General features: G+C 71.0%; 23 protein-coding genes. 11 read left to right on the top strand and 12 right to left on the bottom strand.

Features of this window, described 5'->3' with window-relative positions:
* Positions 1–13: 13 nt before the first annotated feature.
* The 3 genes from ACYSUO_RS31120 to ACYSUO_RS31130 all read right to left on the bottom strand — a co-directional run bounded on the left by ACYSUO_RS31120 (position 14) and on the right by ACYSUO_RS31130 (position 2,948).
* A complete protein-coding gene (locus tag ACYSUO_RS31120) occupies positions 14–1,522 on the bottom strand; it encodes a glutamate synthase subunit beta (protein WP_461779545.1) in 1,509 nt (502 codons plus the stop codon).
* 90 nt (positions 1,523–1,612) lie between these two features.
* Positions 1,613–2,098 carry an anthrone oxygenase family protein gene (locus ACYSUO_RS31125; RefSeq protein WP_461779546.1) on the bottom strand — a complete coding sequence of 162 codons (486 nt, stop codon included), beginning with the start codon at positions 2,096–2,098 and terminating at the stop codon, positions 1,613–1,615.
* Between the two features lie 61 nt (positions 2,099–2,159).
* Positions 2,160–2,948 carry a DUF2293 domain-containing protein gene (locus tag ACYSUO_RS31130; protein ID WP_461779547.1) on the bottom strand — a complete coding sequence of 263 codons (789 nt, stop codon included), beginning with the start codon at positions 2,946–2,948 and terminating at the stop codon, positions 2,160–2,162.
* A 35-nt stretch (positions 2,949–2,983) separates the two neighbouring features.
* Between ACYSUO_RS31130 and ACYSUO_RS31135 the strand changes: the two genes are divergently transcribed.
* The gene (locus tag ACYSUO_RS31135; protein WP_461779548.1) at positions 2,984–3,625 is read left to right on the top strand and encodes a nucleoside/nucleotide kinase family protein; all 642 of its coding nucleotides are present in this window, start codon (positions 2,984–2,986) and stop codon (positions 3,623–3,625) included.
* Positions 3,626–3,677: 52 nt separating this feature from the next.
* Here ACYSUO_RS31135 and ACYSUO_RS31140 read toward each other — a convergent pair whose 3' ends face one another.
* Complete coding sequence (locus tag ACYSUO_RS31140; protein WP_461779549.1) at positions 3,678–4,805, bottom strand: magnesium and cobalt transport protein CorA; 1,128 nt, start codon at positions 4,803–4,805, stop codon at positions 3,678–3,680.
* A gap of 184 nt (positions 4,806–4,989) precedes the next feature.
* Here ACYSUO_RS31140 and ACYSUO_RS31145 point away from each other — a divergent pair, with 184 nt between their 5' ends.
* Entirely contained in the window at positions 4,990–5,787 is a 798-nt protein-coding gene (locus ACYSUO_RS31145; protein WP_461779550.1) for a methyltransferase domain-containing protein, read from the top strand.
* 1,010 nt (positions 5,788–6,797) lie between these two features.
* Here ACYSUO_RS31145 and ACYSUO_RS31150 read toward each other — a convergent pair.
* The 3 genes from ACYSUO_RS31150 to fdhA all read right to left on the bottom strand — a co-directional run bounded on the left by ACYSUO_RS31150 (position 6,798) and on the right by fdhA (position 10,040).
* A complete protein-coding gene (locus tag ACYSUO_RS31150; protein ID WP_461779551.1) occupies positions 6,798–7,712 on the bottom strand; it encodes a carbohydrate kinase family protein in 915 nt (304 codons plus the stop codon).
* The gene (locus ACYSUO_RS31155; RefSeq protein ID WP_461779552.1) at positions 7,709–8,614 is read right to left on the bottom strand and encodes a pseudouridine-5'-phosphate glycosidase; all 906 of its coding nucleotides are present in this window, start codon (positions 8,612–8,614) and stop codon (positions 7,709–7,711) included. The genes ACYSUO_RS31150 and ACYSUO_RS31155 overlap by 4 nt, the downstream gene beginning before the upstream one ends.
* 199 nt (positions 8,615–8,813) lie before the next feature.
* Positions 8,814–10,040 carry a formaldehyde dehydrogenase, glutathione-independent gene (gene fdhA, locus ACYSUO_RS31160; protein WP_461779553.1) on the bottom strand — a complete coding sequence of 409 codons (1,227 nt, stop codon included), beginning with the start codon at positions 10,038–10,040 and terminating at the stop codon, positions 8,814–8,816.
* 206 nt (positions 10,041–10,246) lie between these two features.
* Here fdhA and ACYSUO_RS31165 point away from each other — a divergent pair, with 206 nt between their 5' ends.
* The gene (locus ACYSUO_RS31165; RefSeq protein WP_461779554.1) at positions 10,247–10,621 is read left to right on the top strand and encodes a cupin domain-containing protein; all 375 of its coding nucleotides are present in this window, start codon (positions 10,247–10,249) and stop codon (positions 10,619–10,621) included.
* A 24-nt stretch (positions 10,622–10,645) separates the two neighbouring features.
* On the opposite strand, the gene ACYSUO_RS31170 is transcribed toward ACYSUO_RS31165, so the two are convergent.
* From ACYSUO_RS31170 to ACYSUO_RS31180, 3 genes are all read right to left on the bottom strand, one after another.
* Positions 10,646–11,890 carry an MFS transporter gene (locus ACYSUO_RS31170; protein WP_461779576.1) on the bottom strand — a complete coding sequence of 415 codons (1,245 nt, stop codon included), beginning with the start codon at positions 11,888–11,890 and terminating at the stop codon, positions 10,646–10,648.
* Between the two features lie 101 nt (positions 11,891–11,991).
* On the bottom strand, positions 11,992–12,564 hold the full coding sequence (locus tag ACYSUO_RS31175) for a methylated-DNA--[protein]-cysteine S-methyltransferase (protein WP_461779555.1): 573 nt from the start codon (positions 12,562–12,564) through the stop codon (positions 11,992–11,994).
* Between the two features lie 41 nt (positions 12,565–12,605).
* Positions 12,606–13,481 (bottom strand): glycerophosphodiester phosphodiesterase, encoded by an 876-nt coding sequence (locus ACYSUO_RS31180; protein ID WP_461779556.1) that lies wholly within the window; start codon positions 13,479–13,481, stop codon positions 12,606–12,608.
* 270 nt (positions 13,482–13,751) lie between these two features.
* On the opposite strand from ACYSUO_RS31180, the gene ACYSUO_RS31185 reads away from it, so the two are divergent.
* The 8 genes from ACYSUO_RS31185 (at position 13,752) to aroQ (ending at position 22,866) form a co-directional block, all read left to right on the top strand.
* Positions 13,752–14,603, top strand: a complete 852-nt coding sequence (locus ACYSUO_RS31185; protein ID WP_461779557.1) for an MHYT domain-containing protein — start codon at positions 13,752–13,754, stop codon at positions 14,601–14,603.
* A 74-nt stretch (positions 14,604–14,677) separates the two neighbouring features.
* The gene (uvrB, locus tag ACYSUO_RS31190; RefSeq protein ID WP_461779558.1) at positions 14,678–16,819 is read left to right on the top strand and encodes an excinuclease ABC subunit UvrB; all 2,142 of its coding nucleotides are present in this window, start codon (positions 14,678–14,680) and stop codon (positions 16,817–16,819) included.
* A gap of 111 nt (positions 16,820–16,930) precedes the next feature.
* Positions 16,931–17,548, top strand: a complete 618-nt coding sequence (locus ACYSUO_RS31195) for a TerD family protein (RefSeq protein WP_461779559.1) — start codon at positions 16,931–16,933, stop codon at positions 17,546–17,548.
* Between the two features lie 10 nt (positions 17,549–17,558).
* Positions 17,559–19,469 (top strand): TerD family protein, encoded by a 1,911-nt coding sequence (locus ACYSUO_RS31200; RefSeq protein WP_461779560.1) that lies wholly within the window; start codon positions 17,559–17,561, stop codon positions 19,467–19,469.
* Between the two features lie 234 nt (positions 19,470–19,703).
* Positions 19,704–20,693 carry a TerC family protein gene (locus ACYSUO_RS31205; RefSeq protein WP_461779561.1) on the top strand — a complete coding sequence of 330 codons (990 nt, stop codon included), beginning with the start codon at positions 19,704–19,706 and terminating at the stop codon, positions 20,691–20,693.
* A gap of 129 nt (positions 20,694–20,822) precedes the next feature.
* Positions 20,823–21,125, top strand: coding sequence for a hypothetical protein (locus tag ACYSUO_RS31210; RefSeq protein WP_461779562.1), 303 nt, complete (start codon positions 20,823–20,825; stop codon positions 21,123–21,125).
* A gap of 82 nt (positions 21,126–21,207) precedes the next feature.
* Positions 21,208–22,308 carry a calcium:cation antiporter gene (locus ACYSUO_RS31215; RefSeq protein ID WP_461779563.1) on the top strand — a complete coding sequence of 367 codons (1,101 nt, stop codon included), beginning with the start codon at positions 21,208–21,210 and terminating at the stop codon, positions 22,306–22,308.
* 84 nt (positions 22,309–22,392) lie between these two features.
* Complete coding sequence (gene aroQ / locus ACYSUO_RS31220; protein ID WP_461779564.1) at positions 22,393–22,866, top strand: type II 3-dehydroquinate dehydratase; 474 nt, start codon at positions 22,393–22,395, stop codon at positions 22,864–22,866.
* A 46-nt stretch (positions 22,867–22,912) separates the two neighbouring features.
* Here the strand turns inward: aroQ and ACYSUO_RS31225 are convergent, their stop codons facing one another.
* Together ACYSUO_RS31225 and ACYSUO_RS31230 are read right to left on the bottom strand one after the other, a co-directional pair.
* Positions 22,913–23,569, bottom strand: a complete 657-nt coding sequence (locus tag ACYSUO_RS31225) for an MBL fold metallo-hydrolase (protein ID WP_461779565.1) — start codon at positions 23,567–23,569, stop codon at positions 22,913–22,915.
* Between the two features lie 9 nt (positions 23,570–23,578).
* A complete protein-coding gene (locus tag ACYSUO_RS31230) occupies positions 23,579–24,304 on the bottom strand; it encodes a maleylpyruvate isomerase family mycothiol-dependent enzyme (RefSeq protein ID WP_461779566.1) in 726 nt (241 codons plus the stop codon).
* Between the last annotated feature and the right edge of the window lie 203 nt (positions 24,305–24,507).

Consider the following 24,507-nt stretch of genomic DNA (forward strand, 5'->3'; position numbering starts at 1 on the left):
CGGTCCGGGCCACTCAGACGGTCATCGGGCGGTCGTGCGCCCCGATCGGTTCCGGCAATTGCGTCCGCCCCGTCAGCCAGCGGTCGACCGCGGCGGCCGCCGCCCTTCCCTCGGCGATCGCCCACACCACGAGCGAGGCGCCGCGCCCCGCGTCACCCGCGACGAACACGCCCGGCACTTCCGTCGCGAAGGCGGCATCGCGCGCGAGACGGCCCCGCTCGTCGACGTCGAGGCCCAACTGGTCGATGAGACCACCAGGTTGACGCTCGGGCCCATGAAAGCCGAGCGCGAGCAGCACCAGATCGGCGGGCAGCGTCCGCCCCGTTCCCGGCAGCGGCCAGCGAGCCGCGTCCACCTCTACAAGGTGCAGCGCACGAACATGTCCCGAGGCGTCCCCGGTGAGGCGCAGTGTGGAGGCGGCGAAGAGCCGGGCGTCCGCGTCGGCCGCGGGGGCCGTGCGCAGCTCACCGGCCTCCTCGTGCGCGGGGGAGAGCCGGTACAGCTTCGGGTACGTCGGCCAGGGCTCGACGTCCTCGTCGCGTGCCTCGTCCGGCCTGTCGTAGATGTCCAACTGCGTGACGGACGCGGCCCGTTCGCGGACCGCCGTGCCCAGGCAGTCGGCGCCGGTGTCGCCGCCGCCGACGATGACGACGTGTTTGTCGGTGGCGGTGAGCGGTGACTCCTGTGTCCCTTGCGGCGGGTTCTTCTCGTTCTCGTACCTGCGGTTGGCCCACGGCAGGTACTCCATCGCCTGCTCGACGCCTGCCAACTCGCGGCCCGGAACGTCGAGTTCGCGCCACTTCGTGGCCCCGGTCGCGATGATCACAGCGTCGTAGCGGGACCGCAGGTCGGCGGCTTCGAGGTCCCGGCCGATCTCCGTCGACGTACGGAACCGCACACCCTCCTTGGTCAACTGGTCGAGCCGGCGGTCCAGATGGTGCTTCTCCATCTTGAACGCGGGGATCCCGTAGCGCAGCAGCCCGCCGGGCCGGTCGTCCCGCTCGTACACGGCGACCGTGTGCCCGGCCCGCGTCAGCTGCTGCGCGGCCGCGAGCCCGGCGGGGCCCGAGCCGACCACCGCGATGGTCCGCCCGCTGTGCCGGTCGGGCGGCTGCGCGGACACGAAGCCCTCGTCCCAGGCCCGGTCGGCGATGGCCACCTCTACGTTCTTGATGGTCACGGCCGGCTGGTTGATGGCGAGGACGCAGCCCGCCTCGCACGGGGCCGGGCACAGGCGGCCGGTGAACTCCGGGAAGTTGTTCGTGGCATGCAGGCGCTCGCTCGCCGCCTGCCAGTCGTCCCGCGAGACCAGGTCGTTCCACTCGGGGATCAGGTTCCCCAGCGGGCACGCCTCGTGGCAGAACGGGATCCCGCAGTCCATGCAGCGGTCGGCCTGCGCCTCGACGATCGGCAGCAGGCCGCCGGGGACGTACACCTCGTCCCAGTCGCGGACCCGCTCCCCGACGGCGCGGCGCGGCGCGTCCTGCCGGGGCGTGGTGAGGAAGCCCTTGGGGTCGGCCATGGCCGTCTCCCTACGCCGTGACTGCTGGCTCTGGCTCTTTTCGTCACGATACGTCGGGCGGGCGCGGGCTGCCCAAGCTCAGGTCAGGGCTCACGTCAGGGCGAGTACGAACAGTCCCGAGGCGGCGGCGCCCGTCGCGGCCCGTACGTGGTTCCACCGCACCCACTCGGCGAGATACGTCCGCCACTGCGCGGCGCTGCTCTCGGACTCCTCGTCGCCGGAGAGGCCGGCGAGCGCCGCGTTGCGCGGCACGTTCGCAAGCACCGTCACGCCGAACGTGCCCGCCAGGTACAGCGCACAGCCGATCAGCAACTCGACGGTGCCCGCCTCGGGCCACAGCACGAACGTCACGACCGCGATCACCGCGCACAGCACCGCCGCGCCGAGAAAGACGACCATGAACGGCGGCGCGAGGGCGGCGACATTGATGGCGTTCATCGCGGCGATCGCCTGCGCGGCGGGCAGTGCGCCAAGGCCGCGCATCACGAACGTGGAGAACGCGAAGAACACCCCTGAGCTCACCCCGCACCAGACCGCCCCCAGCACGACCAGCGCGAAATACGGACCTTCGATCATGCGCCCCCCTTACAGGAGGGATCATGCCGCAGTTTGTCGGTTGTGGACAGTGATTTCACGACTACATTGAGCGAGCGGTGCCGGTTGTGGCGGTTTCGTGGAGTACGGCGGGAGCGGTGGATGGGGCGGGAGCCCGTCGCTGCCACTCGTCGAGTACCGCCGCCACGGCCTCGGCTACCCGGGACCGCGCCTCCCTCCGGGGTACGCCCTCCATCAGCAGCCGGTCGTAGGGCGTGTCCACATGGCGCACGGCGGCCCGCACCGCGGCTGCGACCGCGCCCTCCGAAAGCGCCCGCCCCGCCGCGCTCCGGCCCACCCGCCCGCTCCCGCGCGCCCCGGCATGCGCGGCGATCGCCGCGGCCCGGTCCTCGGGGCAACCGGGGAACAGCCGCCGGATCCGCGCCGCGAACTCCGCCACGAACACCGCGTCCTGCGCCGCCCGCCGCGCCGCGTCCCGCGCCCGCCGCCGGGCCCGCGCCTCCGCGTCGGCCAGGCAGCGCGCCTCGGCCCGCGCGAGCGCCTGCTCCTCGACGAGCACGCCCTGCCGCTCGTACCGCCCGCGCCGGCGATGGAAGCGCACGACGACGGCCGACAGCGCGCTCTCCTCGCGTGCCCTGCGGGTCAGCGCCGTGTCGCCGCGCGGCAGGAACACGAGGTGTCCCAGGTCGGCGCAGTCCAGACAGCGGGGCTGCCCGCCCTCCAGGGTCAGGAGCCCGAGCGGCCCCCGACGGCAGGCGTCGCACCGCTTGCGCTTGACCGACTGGAAGACGAGGGGGCTGCGCGCGAGGACCGGTGCGGCTCTGGGCGGTGGTGGGGTGGCTCTGGGCCGTGGTGGGGTGGCTCTGGTCATACGAGCGTGATGCCCGCCCGGGCGTGGCCTGCATCATGGAGTGCGTGCGACTCGAAGCGATCACCTGGGAACGGCTCGGCGACACCCTCGCCGAGCGGCTGCTCGACCTGAAGCCGGCCGACGGCGGCCCGTGGGTGAAGGTCGCCCTCGACGGGGCGCCGGCCGCCCGCCCCGGTGAACTCGCGGCGCTCGTCTCCGAGGCGCTGCGCATCCGTGGCCGGTATTCGCTCACGGTCGGCACGGAGGGTTTTCTGCGCCCGGCCTCGCTCCGGTTCGAGTACGGGCATCAGGACGTCGAGGCGTACTACAGCGGCTGGTTCGACACGGGCGCTCTGTGGCGCGAGGTGTTCGGACCGCTCGAACCGGACGGCACGGGCCGCGTCCTGCCCGACCTGTGGGACCCGGTCACGGACCGCGCGACCCGCAGCGGCTACGTCCAACTCCCGCCCGGCGGAGTGTTGTTGATGCACGGCCCCCTCCTCCTGCACCACTGGTTCCCCTTCGACCTGACCGTTCACGTGAGCCTGTCGCAGGGCGCGCTGCGGCGACGTACGCCCGAATCCGAGCAGTGGACGCTCCCGGCCTTCGAGCGCTACGACTCCGAGACGGACCCCGCGGCGAGCGCCGACGTCGTCGTCCGCGCGGACGACCCGCGCCACCCGGCGTGGGGCGGGTGACCGTCCCGCGCGGTGCGGCCGTGCGGCCCTGTGCGCGTGGCGACTCCGCGGCTCACAGCCAGCCGTTGCGCTTGAACCCCCGGTAGACCACGAAACAGATCACCGCTATCACGGACATCATCAGCGGATAGCCGAACCGCCAGTGCAGCTCCGGCATGTTCTCGAAGTTCATGCCGTAGACGCCGCAGCCCATCGTCGGCACGGCCACGATGGCGGCCCACGCCGTGATCTTGCGCATGTCCTCGTTCTGCGCGACCGTCACCTGCGCCAGATGTGCCTGCAGGATCGAGTTGAGCAGTTCGTCGAAGGACGCTATTTGCTCCGCCGCCCGCAGCAAGTGGTCCGACACGTCGCGGAAGTACGCCTGTATCTCGGGCGGCACGGCGGGGAAGGGGCGCCCCGAGAGCTCCTGTATCGGCCGGGTCAGCGGCACCACGGCCCGCTTCAACTCGAGCAGCTCGCGCTTGAGTTGATAGATGCGGCCGGGGTCGGCTTTCGCTCCGTTCGGCGCGAAGACGGCCGCCTCGACCTCGTCGATGTCCGCCTGGACCTCGTCGATCACCGTCAGATAGTCGTCGACGACGCTGTCCGCGATCGCGTGCAGCACCGCCGCCGGGCCCTTGGCCAACTGCTCCGTGTCCGCTTCGATGCGCTCGCGCACGGGGCCGAGGGAGCCGTGCCGGCCGTGCCGCACCGTGATCACGAAGTCCTGGCCGAGGAACACCATGATCTCGCCGGTGTCCACCACCTCGCTGGTCGCGGTGAGCTCCGCGTGGTCGACGTAGCAGACCGTCTTCAGGACCGCGAAGAGCGTCTGCCCGTACCGCTCCACCTTGGGGCGCTGATGCGCGTGCACCGCGTCCTCGACGGCCAAGGGGTGCAGGTCGAACAGCTCGGCGATGTCCGCGAACTCCACCTCCGACGGCTCGTGCAGCCCCAGCCAGACGAATCCGTCCGCCGACTTGCGCACCGCGCGCACCGACTCGACGAGATCGCTGTCGCCCGACTCGCGCACGCCGTCCCGGTAGGTCACGCAGTTGACCACCGCGGAGCCCAGCGGGGAGCGCGCCGGGTGGCTCAGGTCGACCTTGGGCGTGCGGCGCGCGAGCCGCGCGACCTTGCGCAGGCTGCCCACCCTGCGCAGACCGCCGACCTTCCGCAGATTGCCCGCCATCGACATGCTCGGCCCCTCCCGTTTCCCATCCGCTCTTTGGCGCGATTCCGTCGCATCTCCGTCGCGAAGACGACTTGGTGGGCCAGTCTGCCAGCGGTCACCGACAGTGCGTCCACCCCTGTGGGAACGGAGGGCTCCGTTCCGCTGTGCAATGTCCCGTATCCAACGATTGGGCTGGGATGATCGGTTCATGATGCGATCAGGCGAGCACGCGTACCTCCTCGACAACCAGCAGCCGGAGGCGGGGCGGCGCTTCGACGCCTTCTCGGTCCTCTTCGACCCCACGACGTTCCGGCACATCGAGCGTCTCGGTATCGGTTCCGGTTGGCGCTGCTGGGAGGTCGGGGCGGGTGGTACGTCGGTGGTCTCGTGGCTCGCGCGGAAGGTCGGGCCGACCGGCCGGGTCCTCGCCACCGACATCGACACGTCCTGGCAGACGGCCACGCCCCGGACGCCCGTCGAGGTGCGGCGCCACGACATCGGCGTCGACGAGCCGCCCGCGGAGAGTTTCGACCTGGTGCACGCGCGGCTCGTCCTGGTCCATGTCCCGGACCGGGAGCGGGCGTTGGCGTCGATGATCCGTGCGCTGCGCCCCGGCGGGTGGCTGCTCATCGAGGACGCGGACCCCGCGCTGCAGCCCCTGCTCTGCCCGGACGAGGTGGGGCCCGCGCAGGAGCTGGCCAACCGCCTGCGGCACGGCTTCCGTTCCCTGCTCGCCGAGCGTGGCGCCGACCTGTCGTACGGGCGCAAGCTGCCCGGGCTGCTGCGTGCGGCGGGGCTGCGGCAGGTCGAGGCGGACGCGTACTTTCCGCTCGCGTCACCGGCCTGTACGGCGCTGGAGACGGCGACGGTCGGGCAGATCCGCGCCCAGCTCGTGACGGCGGGCCTGGCGACGGACGCCGAGATCGACCAGCACCTGGCGAATGTGGCCGAGGGCACGATGGACCTGGCGACGGCGCCGCTGATCTCGGCGTGGGGCAGAAAGTAGCGGTTCGCCTCCGGCGGGGCCTCGGCACGATACGGCTCCCGCCGGTTGCGGCCGATCGGCCTACGCCGGGGGGCTCCGCCTGTTGCACCCGACCGTCCCCACGCTGGGGGGGGGCTCCGCCTGTTGCGCCAGACCGTCCCCACGCCTGGGGGCTCCCGCCGGTTGCGGTCGATCGCCCTACGCCACGGGGCTCTGCCCCGGGCCCCGCGCCTCAATCGCCGGCGGGGCTGATTTTGCCGAACCGGCGTTGCGGCCTCGGGGCTCCGCCCCGGACCCCGCGAGTCTCGTCCCAGAGCGGGGCTTGATTGGCCCACCCGCCGCAGGGCTCGCATTGTCGTCCCGCCCGCAGACAATCGCCCCGTTCCCCCGCCCATCTCCCACCCACCCGCCCCCTCCAGGGGCGTCGGCCCGACGGGGCGCCGCACCACGCCGGGGGGCGATCCGCCGACAGCCACGGCTCCCCACCCGTCGCGGTCGAAGCCGCCCCGCCTCGTGCAATCCGCCGCGTCACGGCTCCCCATCCGTTGCGGACGACGCCACCCCCACCTCAGGCAACCTCCGCCAGCTGCGGCTCCCCACCCGCTGCGGTCAATGCCGCCCTCGCCTTCGGGGCAACGCCCACCACGGCTCCCCACCCGCTGCGGTCAATGCCGCCCTCGCCTCGGGCAATCCGGCGCCCACCACGGCTGCCCACCCATTGCGGTCAACGCCGCCCCCGCCTTGGGCAATCTGCCGCCTGGGGCGGCAGGGTGGGCAAGGCGGCGCCCGGTGCCGCGCAACGGTCAACACAGGCGCCGACCCCGGCGAAGCGTCGAATCCCGGTGCCGCGTACCCGTAACGGCAGGCGCCGGCCCCGGCAGAGCGTCGCATCCCGGTGCCGCGTACCCGTAACGGCAGGCGCCGGCCCCGGCAAAGCGTCGAACCCCGGACCCGCGAATTCGTCACCGTGGGCGTCCACCCCGATGCAGCTCAAAGCCCCCGGCGTCGCGCAACCGCCGCACGGGGCCCCGTCACCGCCCCGGTGGCCTACCGCCCACGATCCCCACCGCCACCGCCCCGGCCCGGCACCCCTCATCCACGGACTCCCGCCACCCCGCCCCCCGAAGTCGCGCGGCGAGGAGCGAGCCGGTGAAAGCGTCGCCTGCCCCCGTGGAATCGCGCACCGCCACCCCGGCCGCGGCGCACACCCGCTCGCGGACCACCCTGCCCCGCGCCACACACGCCCCCGCCGCCCCCTCCTTCACCACCACCACGGGAAACCGCCCGCTCAACTTCGCCGCCGCGTCCTCCGCCCCCGGCTCCCCGCTCAGCAACACCGCCTCGTCCCGGCTCGGAACCAACACATCCACCCCGTCGACCAGCGCAAGGAACCGCTCGACCCCGAGCTCCCGCAGGAACCCGGTCGACGCCGGATCCAGACTCACCGGCACACCACGCGCGCGTGCATCCGCCACCGCGGCGGACACCAACTCCCGCCCTGTGGCGGAGAAGCACAGGTACCCGGACAGATGAAGCAGCCCGACCCCGTCGAGCAACTCCGGCGACCAGTCCTCGGGCCCCGCCCGCCGCGACGCCCCACCGTCCGCCAAGAACGTCCGCTCACCCCCGGCACCCGCGTCCACGAGGCAGATCACCGCCCCGGTCGGCGCCTCCGCGTCGACCACGAGCCGCGGCCGCACCCCGCACCGTACGAGCTCCTCCTCGTGCCACCGCGCGGAATCCACGCCGACCCGCCCGAGCAGCACCACGTCCCGGCAGCCCTGGTACGCCGCCCAGCACGCCACATTGGCTCCGGCGCCACCCGGCACCGTACGGATCGAGGCCGCCGTGTCCGTACCCGTCGCGAGCGGCCCAGGATGCCGCGCGACGACATCCGTGACGACGTCGCCGACCACCAGCAACGCCCCGCCGCCGGCCCCCGTCACACCGCGGCCCAGGCCACCGCGACGCGCGCGGCGAGCCGCACGTTCCCGCGTACGGCCGCCAGGTTGGCCTCCAAGGACGCGCCGTTCGTCCGCCGCGCCAAGTAGTCCAGCAAGAAGGGCGTCACGGCCTGCCCGCCGATGCCCTGCCGCTCGCACTCCCGCAGCCCGCTCTCCAGCACGCGCGCGTGCAACGCCGGATCCAACTGCTCCGCCTCCGGTACGGGATTGGCGAGGATCAACGCCGAATCGCCCGCGGCCAGGTCGTCCTGGGCCCGCATCACCGCCGCCACCTCACCCGGAGAGCGCAGCGTCCAGTCCACCGGCTCGCCCGAGTCGGCGAGGTAGAAGCCGGGGAAGCGCTCGGTCCGATAGCCCGCCACGGACACCCCCAGGGTCTCCAGGCGCTGCAACGTCGCGGGCACGTCCAGGATCGACTTCACCCCGGCGCACACCACGGTGATCCGGGTCCGCGCGAGCAGCCCCAGGTCCGCCGACTCGTCCTGCGTCTGCGTCCACCCCCGGTGCACCCCACCGAGCCCACCCGTGGCGAACACCCGCACTCCGGCCCGCGCCGCGAGCAGCGCCGTCGCCGAGACGGTCGTCGCGCCGCTCGCGCCCGTCGCCACCGCCGGCGGGAGATCGCGGTGGCTGAGCTTGCGGATCGCGTCGTCGTTCGCCACCCGCTCCAACTGCTGCTTGTCCAGGCCGACATGCGGCCGCCCGTCGAGCACCGCGATCGTCGCGGGCACCGCACCCTCGTCGCGTACGACCTTCTCCAGTTCGCGCGCGACCCGCAGATTGCGCGGCCTCGGCAGCCCGTGCGCGATGATCGTCGACTCGAGGGCCACCACCGGGCGCCCCGCCCCGACCGCGTCCCGCACCTCCTCCGAAACGATCAACATGCATCCGCCTCCGGTCAGTTGACTGCCACCTCTGACATCTTCCCCCGCTCCACTGACATCCCTGGCGGACACGCGTCGCCCCCAAACGCGCCATGAACCGGAAAGTGGGCCCCACGCGCGCGTGGAGCCCACTTCCCTCGACCGACCGGCCCCAAAGACCGGCCCCGGACCGGCTCCGAAGGCCGGCCCCCGATCGGCCTCAGACCGGTCGTACGCCGCTCAACACGCCGTGCGGATCGAGTACGTACTTACGGCTTGCGCCCTGGTCGAACTCCGCGTAGCCCCGCGGTGCGTCCTCGATGCCGATCACCGTCGCGTTGACGGCCTTCGCGATGTGCACGCGCTCGTGCAGGATCGCCATCATCAGGCCCCGGTTGTACTGCATCACCGGACACTGCCCGGTCGTCAGCTGGTGGCTCTTCGCCCAGCCGAGGCCGAGCCGCACCTTCAGCGTTCCGGTGCGCGCGTCCTGGTCGACGCCGCCCGGATCGTCGGTGACGTACAGGCCCGGGATGCCGAGCGCGCCACCGGCCGCCGTGAGCCCCATCAGCGAGTTGAGGACCGTGGCCGGCGCCTCGGGCGCGTCCGGGCCGTGTGCGCGGGCCTCGAAGCCGACCGCGTCCACGGCCGCGTCCACCTCGGGGACGCCGAGGATCTCGGCGACCTGCTCCTCCACCGTGCCGCGCGTGAGGTCGACCGTCTCGCAGCCGAAGCTCCGTGCCTGCGCGAGCCGTTCGGCGTTCAGGTCCCCGACGATCACGACGGCCGCGCCGAGCAGCTGCGCCGATGCCGCCGCCGCGAGCCCGACGGGCCCGGCCCCGGCTACGTACACCGTCGAGCCGACCTTCGTGCCCGCCGTCACCGCGCCGTGGAAGCCGGTGGGGAAGATGTCGGAGAGCATGGTGAGGTCGAGGAGCTTCTCGCGCGCCTGGTCGGCGTCGGGGAAGCGCAGCGCGTTGAAGTCCGCGTAGGGGATCATGGCGTACTCGGCCTGGCCGCCGACCCAGCCGCCCATGTCGACATAGCCGTAAGCCGCCCCAGGGCGCGCCGGGTTGACGTTCAGGCAGATGCCGGTCTTGCGCTCCTTGCAGTTGCGGCACCGCCCGCAGGCGATGTTGAACGGCACGGAGACGATGTCCCCGACGTCCAGGAACTCGACGTCCGGGCCCTTCTCCACGATCTCGCCGGTGATCTCGTGCCCCAGGACGAGGCCCTCGGGCGCCGTGGTGCGGCCGCGCACCATGTGCTGGTCGCTGCCGCAGATGTTGGTGGCGAGCACCTTGAGGATCACGCCGTGCCGACAGGTCCGGCCGACGTTCGCCGAGGCCACCCCCGGCCCGTCCTTCAGCTCGAGCGTCGGGTGCTCGATGGTCCTGACCTCCACCGCTCCCGGCTTGAGATATGCGACTGCCCTGTTTCCGCTCATGCCTGATCGCCGTCCCTTCGGCTCCGTGACTCGCTCTGCGGGATGCTCCGGCTGTGCGCATGGCGGAGTCTGCTACCGAATCGGCGTTCTGAGGAGCCTTCCGGCCGGTGTTGTTGAAGCCTCGACGAGCCGTCCAGTCGGCGGGGCCCGTACGGCACAGGCCGTCCAGTGAGGGGAGGGGCGCAGGTCATCTACGGTGACTGGCCATGACCACGAACGATCGACCCGCAACCGCCCTCGGCTCCTTCGCCGTCCGTGTCCCGGACGTGGACCTCGAACCCGAGCCCCTCGACCCCGCCCAGATCGTCTCCGGCACTCCCGAGGTGACCGGCAAGGTGCTGTGGGAGTCGGCCGACGGCAAGCAGCTGCGCGGCATCTGGCAGATCACGCCCGGCGTGGTCACCGACACCGAGGCGAACGAGCTGTTCGTGGTCGTCAGCGGCCGCGCCACCGTCGCCGTCGAGGGCGGCGAGAGCCTGGAGCTCGGCCCCGGCACGGCCGCCGTGCTGCGCGAGGGCGACCGGACGACGTGGACCGTGCACGAGACGCTGCGCAAGGCGTACCACATCACCCTGAGCTGACCTGCGTACGAACTTCCGCTCCCGCTACGGGTGTTGGGACCGCCGCGTGAACAGGGTCAACGCCCCGAGCGGGAGCAGCAGGCACGCCGCGGCCAGGTTCAGCCACGCGTAGCTCGCCGTCGCCATCACGAGGCCCGCCGCCGCGCCGCCGATACCCGCCGACAGGCTCATGGTCAGATCGGAGAGTCCCTGCGCGGCGGCCCGCGCGGCCTGCGGCACGGAGTCGGTGAGCAGCGCGGAGCCCGCGACGAGCCCGGCCGACCAGCCGAGCCCCAGCAGGAACAGCGCCGCCGCGCTCTGCCCGTGGTGCCCGCCCGCGGTCCCGGCGAGCAGCGCCGCGCACGCGAGCAGGCCCACCGCGAGCCCGATCACCGTGAGGCGCCCGAACTTGTCGGCGAGACGGCCCATCACGGGCGAGAACGCGTACATGCCCGCGATGTGCCCACTGATGACGAGTCCGATCAACTCGATGCCCGCGCCGTGGTGTTCGAGGTCCACCGGGGTCATCGACATGACGGACACCATCGCCGTGTGCGACACCACCACCGTCACCAGCGCGAGCCGCGCGCGTGGGGACGCGGACACGGCCGCGAACCCCGCCCGTATGGAGCGCGCGGCGGGCGACTGGTCCTCGGCGGGAGCCAGGGACCGCGCGGTCAACAGCGGGTCGGGGCGCAGCAGTACGTGCACCACGGCCGCCGATATCAGGAACACCCCGGCCGCCCACACGAACGGCCCGGCCTCCGCCGGTATGCCGAGTCCGGAGACGCTGCGGCCCGCGGGCGCCGCTATGTTCGGGCCGAGGACGGCGCCGATGGTGGTGGCCCATACGACGGTCGAGATGGCGCGGGCCCGCCGGTCGGGCTCGGCCAGGTCGGCCGCCGCGTACCGGGCCTGGAGGTTGGCGGACGAGGCCGCGCCGAATCCCATCAGGCCGATCAGCAGCAGCGGAAAGCTCCCGATCGCCGCGGCGACGACGGTGACCACGGCCCCCAGCGTGCCGATCAGATAGGCCAGTACGAGTCCGGCCCGCCGCCCGCGCGCGTTCATCAGCGCGGCCAACGGCACCGAGAGCACCGCGGTCCCCGCGACGCTCGCCGTGGACGCGAGGCCGGAGAGCGCCTCGTCCCCGCTGACCTTCTTGGCGAGCACGGCGGCCAGCGAAATGCCGGTGGCGGTGCCGAGCCCGCCCAGTATCTGCGAGGCGACGAGCACCCGCTGCGTACGCCGCTGCAGCGGCCCGGTCCCCGGTCCCGGCCCTGGTTCCACGGCCTTCTGCTGCTCGAGACGCCCCTCGTCCGTGCTCAACGCACACCCCCGCCCCGATCAACCCTGCGGACTGCGCGCATCCGCCCCGCCCCAGGAAGGTCTCAGAACAACGGCTCGGGCAACACCCCTTCCAGGGCGAGCAACTTCCGCTTCGTCTCGAGTCCGCCCCCGAAGCCGCCGATCCCGCCGTCGCGCTCCACGACCCGGTGGCACGGCACCACGACGGGCAGCGGATTCGACCCCATCGCGAGGCCCACGGCCTGCGCGGCTCCGGGCTGTCCGACCCGGTGGGCCAGATCCCCGTACCCGACGACCGCCCCGTACGGCACCCCGGAGAACAGCTCGCGCAGCACCTCCCGGTTGAACCCGGAGATCAGTGACCAGTCGAGCGGCACGTCGAACTCGCGCCGACGGCCGGCGAAGTACTCCGCGAACTGCCGTATCGCCTCGGCGAGCAGGGGAGATTCGGGCGCCTCGACGGGCTCGGTCCCGAGTCGGGAGCCGAGCCGGTCGAGTGCCTTGTCCCGCACCGCGTCGGTGGCGTGGAAGACCACGTTCACCAGACCGGCGTCCGTCGCGGCGAGCAGCAGCGGGCCGATGTCGCTGCGCACGACGGCCCACACGGCCTGCCGCGGCGCGGCAGGAGTGGTCTCGCTTGGTCCAGTGGCGTTCATGCCGACCACGGTACGGCCGGGCACTGACAACGCCCGGCGGATCAGCCGCCGACGGCCGCCCGCACCACGTCAGGGGCGTTGCTGATGATGCCGTCGACGCCGAAGCCGGCCACCTTCTGCGCGGTCTGCGCGTCGTTGACGGTCCAGGTGTAGGACTCCAGCGGCTTGCCGTGCGGGCCCTTGAGCGCGTGCACCGCCTTGACGTAGTCCGCCGAGATCGTCGTGTGCGAGGGATTGATCTGGTCGGCGAACTTCGCGTACGCGGGAAGCTCGGACACGGCGGGTGTGCCGAGGAAGCCCGTCTTGATGTCCGGGCGCCGCGCGTGCACGGTCCGCATGCTGTCCGCGTTGAAGCTCTGGATGATCAGCCGGTGCTTGACGTCCCAGGGGTCCAGCCAGCCGTCCCTGCGCAGCTGGTGCAGGATCTGGTCCTCGATGCCCGGGTACAGCTCGGGCGACTTGACCTCCATGAGCAGCTTCTGGTGGTTGCGGTCCACGCGACGCAGGTACTCGTGGAGCGTCGGGATCCGGGCGCCCGTGTACTCGACGCCCTTCCAGCTGCCCGCGTCCAGCTTGGCGATCTCGCTCGAGGTGAAGTCCGCCACGTTCCACGGGGAGCGGTCGGGATAGAGCTGCTCGACGTTGGTGGTGCGGGCCAGCGTGGTGTCGTGGAGGACGACCAGGGCGCCGTCCCTGGTGCGCTGCACGTCGTTCTCGACCCAGTCGATGCCCAGGGCGTGCGCACTGTCGACGGCTGCCAGGGTGTTCTCGGGTGCGTAGGCGGAGGCACCGCGGTGGGCGACGACCACGGTTCTGTTGTGTGCGGGGGCGGCGTGTGCGGCGGTGGGCAGGACCAGGACACCGATGACGACGGAGCCCGCCACTGAGGTCAGAGCGGCTGCTGCGCGTGCGTGCACGTGTGCTCCTCATACGTCGTGGGATCACGGACTGTACGAGATTGACAGCTGAGAGCGAACGAAAAGTAGGCGCAGGATGGTCACGAGTTGAATGGAGTCACTCAAGTGCGGTTGACCCCCGTGTCGTGCGGCCGGTTTCTTTGCCGGAAAATCGTTCGAACGTTCCCGTGTGCGCTTTAATCTCTGCCTCACCCGCGGTCGCTCCGGCCGCCGCGCGCGAAGGGACTAGCTGCACATCTCACGGAAAACCAGGCGGAAGGGCTGTCACGCATGCAGGGTTCGGTCGACGGCTTCAGTTACGGGCTCGTCACCCCGGTCGTGGCTTATCTCATGGCCTGCCTCGGAGGGGCCCTGGGACTGCGCTGCACCACCAGATCCCTGCTCGTCGCCAACACCTGGCGGGTGGGATGGCTCGCGCTGGGCTCCGCCGCGATCGGCTCCGGGATCTGGACCATGCACTTCATCGCGATGATGGGCTTCAGCGTGGAGGGCATGCCGATCCGCTACGACCCGCTGATGACGTTCGCGAGCCTCGGCCTGGCCATCCTGATGGTCGGCATCGGCGTCTTCATCGTGGGTTACAAGGGCGCGACCGGCACCGCTCTGTTCACGGGGGGCACCATCACGGGCCTCGGAGTGGCATCGATGCACTACCTGGGAATGGCTGGAATGCGCCTTCACGGGACAATCAGTTACAACACGTTCACCGTGGCAGCCTCTGTGGTGATCGCCATGGCGGCCTCGACCGCCGCCCTGTGGGCGGCCGTCCAGGTACGGGGCATCATGTGGAGCCTCGGCGCCAGCATGGTCATGGGGCTCGCCGTATCGGGAATGCACTACATGGCGATGGCGGGGGTCAGCGTCCACGCGCACACCGATACCGCCGGGTCCCTCGGAGGTGACTCGGCGACCGCCATCCTCGCCCCCATGCTGATCGGCCCGCTGAGCTTCCTGCTCCTGGCCGGGGTGGTCGTCGTCCTCGACCCGATGCTGGTCACAGGTCGCCCCGACTGGCGTGACAGCCGGGCGGCGAAGGACCGGCTCGGGACCCCCGCACCGGCCGCCTCGCGCCTGCGCCGCCCCCTCGGGCGATCGGCCTCGCGCGCACCGCAGGACTGGTGACCTCTAGCCCCTGAAAGCCGGGCCCGACAGCGGTTCGGGCCCGGTTGTCAGTGGTGGGTCGTACGGTTGATTCCATGCGGCCCGTATCCAAGATCGAACGCACGGTGGCACCCTTCGAGGTCGTCAGCCCGTACCAGCCCAGCGGTGACCAGCCCGCGGCCATCGCCGAGCTGGAGAAGCGCGTGACCGGAGGCGAGAAGGACGTCGTCCTGCTCGGCGCGACCGGTACCGGCAAGTCCGCCACCACGGCGTGGATGATCGAGAAGCTCCAGCGCCCCACGCTCGTGATGGCGCCGAACAAGACGCTGGCCGCCCAGCTGGCCAACGAGTTCCGCGAGCTGCTTCCGAACAACGCGGTCGAGTACTTCGTCTCGTACTACGACTACTACCAACCCGAGGCGTACGTGCCGCAGTCGGACACGTACATCGAGAAGGACTCCTCGATCAACGAGGAGGTGGAGCGCCTGCGCCACTCCGCGACGAACTCGCTGCTGACCCGCAGGGACGTCGTCGTGGTCGCCTCCGTCTCCTGCATCTACGGCCTCGGTACTCCGCAGGAGTACGTGGACCGCATGGTCCCCCTGAAGGTCGGCGAGGAGATCGACCGGGACGACCTGCTGCGCCGCTTCGTCGACATCCAGTACACGCGCAACGACGTGGCGTTCCAGCGCGGCACCTTCCGGGTGCGCGGCGACACCATCGAGATCTTCCCCGTCTACGAAGAGCTCGCGGTCCGCATCGAGATGTTCGGCGACGAGATCGAATCGCTCTCCACCCTCCACCCCCTCACCGGCGAGGTCATCAGCGACGACGACTCGCTGTACATCTTCCCGGCGACCCACTACGTGGCCGGCCCCGAGCGCCTGGAGCGCGCGGCCAACGACATCGAGAAGGAGCTGGAGGAGCGCCTCGCCGAGCTCGAGAAGCAGGGCAAGATGCTCGAGGCCCAGCGCCTTCGCATGCGCACCACGTACGACCTCGAGATGCTCCGCCAGATCGGCTCCTGCTCCGGCGTGGAGAACTACTCGATGCACTTCGACGGCCGCGAGCCCGGCTCCCCGCCGAACACGCTGCTCGACTACTTCCCGGACGACTTCCTGCTGGTGATCGACGAGTCGCACGTCACCGTGCCGCAGATCGGCGCCATGTACGAGGGCGACGCCTCCCGTAAGCGCACCCTCGTGGACCACGGCTTCCGCCTGCCGTCGGCGCTCGACAACCGCCCCCTGAAGTGGGAGGAGTTCCAGGAGCGCATCGGTCAGACCGTCTATCTGTCGGCGACGCCCGGAAACTACGAGCTCTCGCGCGCGGACGGCCACGTCGAGCAGATCATCCGCCCCACCGGCCTCGTCGACCCGGAAGTCGTCGTGAAGCCCACCGAGGGCCAGATCGACGACCTGGTGCACGAGATCCGTACGCGCACGGAGAAGGACGAGCGCGTCCTGGTCACCACGCTCACCAAGAAGATGGCCGAGGACCTCACGGACTACTTCATCGAGCTCGGCATCCAGGTGCGCTATCTGCACAGCGACGTCGACACGCTGCGCCGCGTCGAGCTGCTGCGCGAACTGCGCGCGGGCGAGTACGACGTGCTGGTCGGCATCAACCTGCTGCGTGAGGGTCTCGACCTGCCCGAGGTCTCCCTGGTCGCGATCCTCGACGCCGACAAGGAGGGCTTCCTGCGCTCCGGCACGTCGCTGATCCAGACGATCGGCCGCGCGGCGCGAAACGTCTCGGGGCAGGTCCACATGTACGCGGACAAGATCACTCCGGCGATGGAGAAGGCCATCGACGAGACGAACCGCCGCCGCGAGAAGCAGGTCGCGTACAACGAGGCGAACGGGATCGACCCCCAGCCCCTCCGTAAGAAGATCAACGACATCGTGGCGTCCATCGCGCGCGAGGACGTCGACACGGAGGCCCTGCTCGGCACCGGTTACCGCAAGGGCGGCAAGGACGGGAAGGGCGCCAAGGCCCCCGTTCCCGCGGCCGGCAAGGCGGAGAAGGCGCCGGCCAAGAAGAAGCGCGGCAAGGCGGACGAGACGGTTCCCACCGACCGTCCCGCGGCCGAGCTGGCCGAGCAGATCGAGGAGATGACCGAGCGGATGCGGGCCGCCGCCGCGGACCTGCAGTTCGAGGTCGCGGCACGGCTGCGCGACGAGGTGTCGGAGATGAAGAAGGAACTGCGGCAGATGAAGGAGGCAGGCATCGCCTGACCTGCCACGACGGGCGGGGTGCCGGGGGTGTGTTGCAGGACCGCCACAAAACCCCGCCCGTGGTAGCGGCGTTGTCGGTGCCGCCCTCTAGGGTTTGGGCCAACCGTGCACATGGCGCGGCAACAGGGGACGGTTCGAGAGGGGACACGCGTGGGCATCGACTTGACCAAGGGTCAGGCCATCAGCCTGGAGAAGCAGGGCGGGGGAACCCTCACCGCGGTACGGATGGGACTCGGCTGGCAGGCGGCCCCTCGGCGAGGCCTGTTCGGCACCCGCACGCGCGAGATCGACCTCGACGCGTCAGCGGTTCTCTTCGCCGACAAGCAGCCTGTCGACGTGGTCTTCTTCCGCCACCTCGTCAGCGACGACGGCTCGGTGCGGCACACCGGCGACAACCTGGTCGGCGGCGCGGGACAGGGCGGCGACGACGAGTCGATCGTCGTCGACCTGGAGCGCGTCCCGGTCCATGTCGACCAGATCATCTTCACGGTCAACTCCTTCACGGGGCAGACCTTCCAGGAGGTGCAGAACGCGTTCTGCCGCCTGGTCGACGAGACGAACGGGCAGGAGCTCGCCCGCTACACGCTCGACGGCGGCGGCAAGTACACGGCGCAGATCATGGCGAAGGTGCACCGTGCGGGCTCCGGCTGGAAGATGACGGCCCTGGGCGAGGCGGCCAACGGCCGTACGTTCCAGGACCTGATGCCCGCGATCCTGCCCAGCCTGTAGCGGACCCACGATGGCCGCCGAACTGGTGAGGGGCCAGAACCACCTCCTCACCCAGACCCGTCTGGAGATCCGGGTGTCGGCCGGCCACCCGGTCGTCGCGGGCGCCACGCTCGCCGACGACCGGGGCGCCGTGCGCGGCGCGGACCGGATCGCCCACCCCGGCGCGCCCGCGCTGCCGGGCCTCGAAGTCCCGCGCCAGGCAGCGGCCGACCACCGCCTGGCCGTCGACCTGGACGCGATGCCGCAGGACGTGCACCGCGTCACCGTGCTGCTCGCGCTGCCCGTGAGCGACGGAGGTCCGGCACGGTTCGGCGCCGCGGCGGCCCCGTTCATCGCCGTCAGGGGGCCGGACGGCGCGGAGGAGGCCAGCTACACGATCACCGACCTCGACACGGAGTCGGCCGTCGTCGCCCTGGAGCTCTACCGCAGGCACAGCGCCTGGAAGGTGCGCGCCGTGGGCCAGGGCTATGCCGAGGGCCTCGCCGGGCTCCTCGCCGACCAGGGCCTGCCGGACGCGCAGGCCCTCGCCGGCTCCATCCATGACGCCGTCGCCCGTGGCCGCGACCGCGCGGTGGCGCCCCCGCCGCGTACCTCGGAGACCGTGGACGGAGCCCACGCGAGCGGGCCCCACGTCCGCGCGGCGGCCACCGCGGGCCACGCGTCGGGCGCCCTGCCCCCGGCCGCCCCCGCGCCCGCAGCGGCGCCCGGTGGCGGCCCCATCGACTACACGCACCCCGGTCGCCAGGAACCCGTACCGCCCGTACCGGCGCCGCAGCCCGCGACGCCGGTCGCCGGGGACGCGGCGGGCTGGTCCCTGGAAGAGCGGCTCTACAACCAGGTGTGGGGCATGTTCGAGGATCTGGCCCGCACCACGGCCGCGTACCGCAGCGCCGTCGACTTCGCGGACTCCCGCATGGAGCGCGAGCTCGACGGGCTCCTCGCCGACTCCGCCGATCCACGCGGCCGTCTCGACGGCCAGGGCGACGCCGCGCGCGACGCCGCCCGCGTCAGGCACCGCGCCCTGGTCGACCGGGCCAGGGAAGCACTCGACCGGGACCTGGCGCAGCTCGCCGCCGAGGGCGAGGCCGTCGGGCCCGCGCTCCCGGCGGCGTACGCGGGCTGGGACAGCCCCTGCTGGCACGCCTACCGCAGCCCCGCCGAGACCCCCATGGCCGTCCGTCTAGGGGAGCTGAGCCTGCCCGAGAGCGAGAGTGTCGGGCTGCGCATCCCGATGCTCGTACGGCTGCCGCTGGAGCGCGGACTGTGGATCGACGCGGGGCCGTCCGCCGCCGACGGCCTCGCCGACGCCGACGCACTACGCGCGCGTGCCGCCCACATCGCCGTCCTCCATGCGGCCCGGCTGCTCGCGGCCCATCCGGCGGGCGAGTTCAGCGTGCACGTCATCGATCCGGCGGGCACCGCTGCGGGCGCGCTGGCCCCGCTCGTGGACGCGGGCGTGCTCGCCGGGCCGCCGGCCAGGGGAGCGGCGGGCGTCGCGGACACGCTGACCCGGCTGACCGAGCGCGTGGATCTCGTACAGATGGCGGTCCGGGCGGGCGCGGCCGACGCGCTGCCACCGGACCTGGACGTCGCCGAGCAGCTCCTGGTCGTGCACGACTTCCCGCACGGTTTCGACGACCGGGCCATCAACCGGCTGCGCTACCTCGCGGACGAGGGGCCGCCGGTCGGCGTGCACCTGATGCTCGTGGCCGACCGGGAGGACGCCGCCGAGTACGGACCGCTGCTCGACCCGCTGTGGCGGGCGCTGCTGCGCCTGACGCCCGTGCCCGACGAACACCTCGCCGACCCGTGGGTGGGCCACGCATGGACGTACGAGCCGTCGACGGTCCCGCCGGGCAGCGGAATCCTGCGTCAGGTGCTCGCGGAGGTGACGAAAGCCCGTCGGAAGAGGGGCCTCTGACCTGCGAACTTGGTGACTGCTTTACCTTTCCCTTTACCTTTCATGGGTGTTTCTAGTACGCTCCTTGACGCGGAGGGGAGTACTCCAACGCGGCGTTCCCGTCAGTACGGAAGACAGGCCAGAAGGCGGTCGATCCCGGGGCGCCGGCCCGAGACGCGCCAAGGCGCTCGGGTGGAAGAGACCTCCGGCAGCGACGACGCTGATCAGTAGCCGTACGACGCCGGAGGCGCAGTAGTGGACGTATCAATGACTGTGTGGGTGCTGACCGTTCTCGGTCTGTGCGCCCTCATTGCGGTCGACTTCTTCATCGGGCGAAAGCCCCACGACGTATCGATCAAGGAAGCGGGCATCTGGACCGTCGTCTGGATCGTGCTCGCCGCGCTCTTCGGCGTCGGCGTGATGATCTGGGGGAGCAGCCAGGCCGGCGGTGAGTTCTTCGCGGGCTTCATCACGGAGAAGTCGCTCAGTGTCGACAACCTCTTCGTCTTCATCCTGATCATGGCGAAGTTCTCGGTGCCCACCCAGCTGCAGCAGCGTGTGCTGCTGTTCGGTGTGCTGATCGCGCTGATCCTGCGAGCGATCTTCATCGCGGCGGGCGCGGCGGTCATCGCCAACTTCTCGTGGGTCTTCTACATCTTCGGTGCCTTCCTCATCTACACCGCCTGGAAGCTCATCAAGGAGGCCATGGCGGACGAGGAAGAGGAGGAGTTCGAGGAGAACCGCCTCCTGAAGTCGATCGAGAAGAAGTTCGGTGTCGCGGACCAGTACCACGGCACGAAGCTCTTCATCCAGCAGCACGGCAAGAAGGTCATGACGCCGCTCCTGGTCGTCATGCTCGCCATCGGTATGACCGACGTGCTGTTCGCGATGGACTCGATCCCGGCGATCTTCGGCCTGACCCAGGACCCGTACATCGTCTTCACCGCCAACGCGTTCGCGCTGATGGGCCTGCGCCAGCTGTACTTCCTCATCGGTGGTCTGCTCAGGAAGCTGGTCCACCTCAGCTACGGCCTGTCGGTGATCCTCGCCTTCATCGGCGTGAAGCTGGTCCTGCACGCGCTGCACGAGTCCGGGGTGCACGTACCGGAGATCTCCATCCCGGTCTCGCTCTCCGTCATCTGTGGCGTGCTGATCATCACGACGATCACCAGCCTCATCGCCTCGAAGAAGCAGGCCGAGAGGGAAGCGGCCGAGGCGGCTCAGAAGGACAGCATCGAGGCCTGACGGCGTCGAGCGTAGGAATTACCAGCACCGGGAGCGGTGTGCGGCCGATTGCCGCGTGCCCCTCCCGGTGCTTCGTTGTGTGGTGAGCGCGTCCCGCAGGGGCGCGAGGGCACGACGGGGGAGGCCCCCATGAAGTTCGTCCAGATCATCGACTTCGAGTCCCAGCGGTTCGGCGAGATGCGGGAGCTGCTCGATGCGTTCGAGCAGCAGATGAAGGGCGTATCGGGCGGCCCCACGCACCGCATGATGCTCAAGGACCGGGACACCACGGGCCGCTATCTCGCGGTCATCGAGTTCGAGTCCTACGAGGATGCGATGCGCAGCAACGAACGCCCCGAGGTGGCCGAGCTCAACCAGCGCCTCTCGGCCCTGTGCACCCGCCCGCCGGCCTTCATCAACTGCGACCTCAAGGACATCCGCGAACTCAAGTGACCTACGCTTCCGGGGCCCTGGGCCCGTCCGCCGCCGCCCCGCCGGAGTCGCGCCCCCGCCGCGCCACCGGCACCATCGATGAATGATCACCAGAGTGCGGGCGCTGAGTACGCAGTGGACCGTGGTGGTGCCACTGATCGCGATCGTGCTGCTCGCGTTCACCTGGGGGCGCGACCTGCCGGGGGCCGTGGTCGCCGTCGTCGCGGTGGTCCTCGCGGCCTCCGTGCTCGCTGCCGTGCACCACGCGGAGGTCGTCGCCCACCGGGTCGGTGAACCCTTCGGTTCGCTCGTGCTCGCGGTGGCCGTGACGATCATCGAGGTGGCGCTGATCGTCACCTTGATGGCCGACGGCGGGGCCAAGAGCTCCACGCTCGCCCGCGACACCGTGTTCGCCGCCGTCATGATCACCTGCAACGGCATCGTCGGCGTCAGCCTGCTCGCGGCCGCGCTGCGGCACCGCGTGGCGATCTTCCAGTCCGAGGGCACCGGGGGAGCGCTGGCCACCGTGGCCACGCTCGCGACGCTCTGCCTGGTCCTGCCGACCTTCACCACCAGCAAGCTCGGCCCCGAGTTCTCCACCTCGCAGCTGGTCTTCTCGGCCGTCGCCGCGCTCGTCCTGTACGGGCTCTTCGTCGCGACGCAGACCGTGCGGCACCGCGACTACTTCCTGCCGATCACCAAGCACGGCGAGGTGATCGACGCCGACGACCACGCCGAGGTGCCGAGCACCCGGACCGCCCTGTTCAGCCTCGGTCTGCTCGGGCTCGCCCTGGTCGCCGTCGTCGGGCTCACCAAGGGCGTCTCGAAGACGATCGAGCAGGGGGTGGAGGCGGCCGGCATGCCGCAGGCGGTGGTCGGCGTGATCATCGCGCTGCTCGTGCTGCTGCCCGAGACCATCGCGGCGCTCCGCGCGGCCCGCAGGGACCGCGTGCAGACCAGCCTCAACCTCGCGCTCGGCTCGTCCATGGCCAGCATCGGCCTCACGGTGCCGGCCGTCGCCATCGCCTCGTACTGGCTGACAGGGCCGCTCGTCCTCGGGCTCGGCGCCACCCACATGGTGCTGCTCGCGCTGACCATGGTGGTCGCGACCCTCACCATCGTTCCGGGCCGAGCCACACCGCTTCAGGGCGGCGTCCATCTGGTGATCCTCGCCGCGTACATCGAGCTCGCCGTCACGCCCTGACCGCCCTGTACCCACCGCCCTTCGGGCGGTAGTGGCGCCGTGATAGACCCTCAAGGAGCAAACGCTCTTCTACGGAGGTCCCTCGTGCCGCGCACGCTCGCCAACGCCCCGATCATGGTTCTCAACGGCCCGAACCTGAACCTGCTCGGCAAGCGCCAGCCGGAGATCTACGGCCGCGACACCCTCGCCGACGTCGAGGCCCTGTGCGTGAAGGCGGCCGCCGCGCACGGCGCCACCGTGGACTTCCGGCAGTCCAACCACGAGGGCGAGCTCGTCGACTGGATCCATGAAGCGCGCGAGAACCACGTCGGCGTCGTCATCAACCCCGCCGCCTACTCGCACACCTCAGTGGCGATCCTGGACGCGCTCAACACCTGTGACGGCATGCCGGTGATCGAGGTCCACATCTCCAACATCCACCAGCGCGAGGAGTTCCGGCACCACTCCTACGTGTCGCTGCGCGCTGACGGCGTGATCGCCGGATGCGGCGTGCAGGGATACGCGTTCGGCATCGAGCGGGTGGCGGCGCTCGCCGCGCCGGGGACGGCGCAGGCGTAAAACGCCGCCTACAGGGCGGGCCGCGGCGAAACGGCCCGCCTACAGGTCACCAGCCCCGCTCGCGCCACTCCTGGATGTGGGGTCGTTCGGCGCCCAGCGACGTGTCGTTCCCGTGCCCGGGGTAGACCCACGTCTCGTCCGGCAGCGTGCCGAAGATCTTCGTCTCCACGTCGTCGATGAGGCTCGCGAAGGCCTTGGGGTCCTTCCACGTGTTGCCCACACCGCCCGGGAACAGGCAGTCACCGGTGAAGACGTGCGGGTGGCCGTGCGGATCGTCGTAGACCAGGGCGATCGAACCGGGCGTGTGACCGACCAGGTGGCGGGCCGTGAGCGTGATCCGGCCGAACTCGATCGTGTCCCCGTCGTCGACGGCGACGTCCGTCGCCACCGGGATCCCCTCGACGTCCTCGCGCCCCGCGTACGTGCGCGCGCCGGTCGCCTCCACGACCTCCTGGAGGGCCTGCCAGTGGTCGCCGTGCCGGTGGGTGGTGACGACGGCCGCGATGCTGTCCTCACCGATGAGGTGCCGCAGCGTCTCCGGCTCGTTGGCCGCGTCGATCAGGAGCTGCTGATCGGTCGCGCGGCAGCGCAACAAGTAGGCGTTGTTGTCCATCGGCCCGACCGCGACCTTGGAGATCATCAGGTCCTGCAACTCGTGCACATCCGCCGGGCCGCCGACCTTCACCGCTCCGCTGTACGTCATGGATTCAGCCTATAGCGGGGGCAGGGACGGCAGGGAGCCCCGGTCGACGGTGAGGGCGCCGCCGTCCCTGCGGCCCGCGAGCCAGCCAAGCAGGTCCGCCTGGCGGCCTTGGATGACGATGCCGAGAGGGACGGGGGCGTCGGCCTTGATCTCCTCAACGGTGAGCGCCTGCACGGCTCCCGTGGAGATCATCCGGCCGTCGTCCTGCTTGATCAGCAGGGGTGGCAGGCCGGGGTGGTCGCGGAACCGCTTCGCGAGGAAGTTGATCTCCCGCTGGGTGAATTCGGCGGAGAGATCCTCCAGCTCGTATCCGATCCCGAGGTCCACGTGGTGCAGCTCGACCTCGATCCAGCGCCGGAACGGCACGTTCGACGCGAGATCCTTCACACCGTTGCGCAGCTCCACCGTGCGGGCCCAGTCGGCGTCCTCGGCTCCCAGCCGCTGGAAGCGCTCGGCGCTGTCCTGTACGTCGCCGAGCTGCTCGCGCAGGCCGCGCGGGGCGTCCCGGTCGATGTCGGCGTCGCGGGACCGGGCGCTCTCGTACATGGGGCGGCCCTCGAGGACGTTGACGAGCGCGTCCGCGTTGCGGGCGAGGTGGGCGAGAACGTGCCCGCGGCTCCACCCCGGAAGCCGTGACGGCTCGGCCACGGCGGCGTTGTCCAGGGTGCCGACCGCGGCGAGCAGCCGGTCGGTCGCTTCGCGTACTGACGCCAGGTCGCGCACATGATCACTCATGGCGCCGACGATAGCCCTGCCACACGTTCGGGTGAAGGTGGCCTACGAAGGCCTGCGATCCGCGTGAATCGAATGTACGTGCTATATGGTCGTGGGTGGCGTCAGGCATTCTTGGTAGTCCGGGTTTGTTACCAACCAGGGAATCCGACCGGCGTTGTCAGTGGCTCCCTCTAGTCTTCGAAGGACAGCCTTCTCAGGGCCGC

The sequence above is a fragment of the Streptomyces sp. UC4497 genome, assembly GCF_054871485.1.

Excerpts from the sequence above, each read along its gene's own strand:
- ACYSUO_RS31230 (WP_461779566.1), bottom strand. The coding sequence starts at position 24,304 with ATGAGTGATCATGTGCGCGACCTGGCGTCAGTACGCGAAGCGACCGAC.
- ACYSUO_RS31140 (WP_461779549.1), bottom strand. The coding sequence starts at position 4,805 with ATGTCGATGGCGGGCAATCTGCGGAAGGTCGGCGGTCTGCGCAGGGTG.
- ACYSUO_RS31130 (WP_461779547.1), bottom strand. The coding sequence starts at position 2,948 with ATGACCAGAGCCACCCCACCACGGCCCAGAGCCACCCCACCACCGCCC.
- ACYSUO_RS31200 (WP_461779560.1), top strand. The coding sequence starts at position 17,559 with ATGGCCGCCGAACTGGTGAGGGGCCAGAACCACCTCCTCACCCAGACC.
- ACYSUO_RS31185 (WP_461779557.1), top strand. The coding sequence starts at position 13,752 with ATGCAGGGTTCGGTCGACGGCTTCAGTTACGGGCTCGTCACCCCGGTC.
- ACYSUO_RS31215 (WP_461779563.1), top strand. The coding sequence starts at position 21,208 with ATGATCACCAGAGTGCGGGCGCTGAGTACGCAGTGGACCGTGGTGGTG.
- fdhA (WP_461779553.1), bottom strand. The coding sequence starts at position 10,040 with ATGAGCGGAAACAGGGCAGTCGCATATCTCAAGCCGGGAGCGGTGGAG.
- ACYSUO_RS31145 (WP_461779550.1), top strand. The coding sequence starts at position 4,990 with ATGATGCGATCAGGCGAGCACGCGTACCTCCTCGACAACCAGCAGCCG.
- ACYSUO_RS31225 (WP_461779565.1), bottom strand. The coding sequence starts at position 23,569 with ATGACGTACAGCGGAGCGGTGAAGGTCGGCGGCCCGGCGGATGTGCAC.
- uvrB (WP_461779558.1), top strand. The coding sequence starts at position 14,678 with ATGCGGCCCGTATCCAAGATCGAACGCACGGTGGCACCCTTCGAGGTC.
- ACYSUO_RS31125 (WP_461779546.1), bottom strand. The coding sequence starts at position 2,098 with ATGATCGAAGGTCCGTATTTCGCGCTGGTCGTGCTGGGGGCGGTCTGG.
- ACYSUO_RS31155 (WP_461779552.1), bottom strand. The coding sequence starts at position 8,614 with ATGTTGATCGTTTCGGAGGAGGTGCGGGACGCGGTCGGGGCGGGGCGC.
- ACYSUO_RS31175 (WP_461779555.1), bottom strand. The coding sequence starts at position 12,564 with ATGAACGCCACTGGACCAAGCGAGACCACTCCTGCCGCGCCGCGGCAG.
- ACYSUO_RS31165 (WP_461779554.1), top strand. The coding sequence starts at position 10,247 with ATGACCACGAACGATCGACCCGCAACCGCCCTCGGCTCCTTCGCCGTC.
- ACYSUO_RS31135 (WP_461779548.1), top strand. The coding sequence starts at position 2,984 with ATGGAGTGCGTGCGACTCGAAGCGATCACCTGGGAACGGCTCGGCGAC.
- ACYSUO_RS31210 (WP_461779562.1), top strand. The coding sequence starts at position 20,823 with ATGAAGTTCGTCCAGATCATCGACTTCGAGTCCCAGCGGTTCGGCGAG.
- ACYSUO_RS31120 (WP_461779545.1), bottom strand. The coding sequence starts at position 1,522 with ATGGCCGACCCCAAGGGCTTCCTCACCACGCCCCGGCAGGACGCGCCG.
- ACYSUO_RS31195 (WP_461779559.1), top strand. The coding sequence starts at position 16,931 with ATGGCGCGGCAACAGGGGACGGTTCGAGAGGGGACACGCGTGGGCATC.